The sequence below is a fragment of the Corallococcus sp. 4LFB genome, assembly GCF_046520365.1.
GTDB lineage: Bacteria > Myxococcota > Myxococcia > Myxococcales > Myxococcaceae > Corallococcus > Corallococcus caeni.
Genome location: NZ_JBKGHJ010001080.1, coordinates 1 through 989, shown reverse-complemented (window position 1 = coordinate 989; position 989 = coordinate 1). Strand labels below are relative to the sequence as shown.

Below are 989 nucleotides of genomic sequence, written 5' to 3'. Positions count from 1 at the left end.
GCGCGCCCACGTCCAGGCGGCGCTCCCCAGCCACATGGTCCCCTCCGCGTTCGTGTTGCTCGACGCGCTGCCCATGACACCGAACGGGAAGGTGGACCGCCGCGCCCTGCCGATCCCCGAGGGCGAGGAGCCGTCACCGACAGGCACACGGGCGCTGACCGCGCTGGAGCAGACGTTGAGCGCCATCTGGTGCGCGGTGCTGCAACGGGCGCACATCCCCGTCGATGCGAACTTCTTCGACCTGGGCGGGCACTCCCTGCTGGCCACGCAGATCGTCTCCCGGATCTCGCAGGTCATGGGCGTGCACGTCCCCGTGCGGACCCTCTTCGAGTTCCCCACCCTCGAAGCCCTGGCAGGAGCACTGGAGGCACGGACACAGGACCCGTCCCATCCCGTTCCCGCGCTCAAAGCGCAGCACCGTGAAGGACCGCCGCCCCTGTCCTTCGCGCAGGAGCGGCTCTGGTTCCTCAACCAGTTCCACGCGGACCGGGCCGCGTACAACATGCCCATGGCGCTGCGGCTGGAAGGCACGCTGGACGTGGACGTGATGGAGCACGCCCTCCAGGCACTCGTGGACCGGCACGAATCCCTGCGCACGGTGTTCCCGGGTGAAGGCGTCCCCGTGCAGCGCATCCTGCCCCGGCTGCCGGTGTCCCTCCGCCGGGCCGAGGCGTCCTCCCGGGCCGAAGCCGAAGCCCTGCTGCGCGAGGACGCGGAGACGCCCTTCGAGCTCTCCGAAGGCCCGCTGTTCCGTGCCCTCCTGGTCCGCGAGGACGCGCGACACCACGTGCTGCTGCTCAACCTGCATCACATCGTGTCCGATGGTTGGTCGCTGGGAGTGCTGTACCGGGAGCTGTCCGCTGAGTACCAGGCGCGTCACGCGGGACGGGCCTCCGACCTGGCTCCCCTGCCGGTGCAGTACGCGGACTACGCGGCGTGGCAGCGCCAGTGGCTCCAGGGAGACGTGCTCCAGCGGCAGCTCGACTTCT

1 protein-coding gene is annotated in these 989 nt (G+C 70.3%); it reads left to right on the top strand.

What is annotated here, in order from left to right:
• Nucleotides 1-34 precede the first annotated feature (34 nt).
• Nucleotides 35-989, top strand: a 955-nt coding sequence (locus ACLEQD_RS44190; RefSeq protein WP_410391899.1) for a condensation domain-containing protein, incomplete at its 3' end; no start/stop codon positions are given.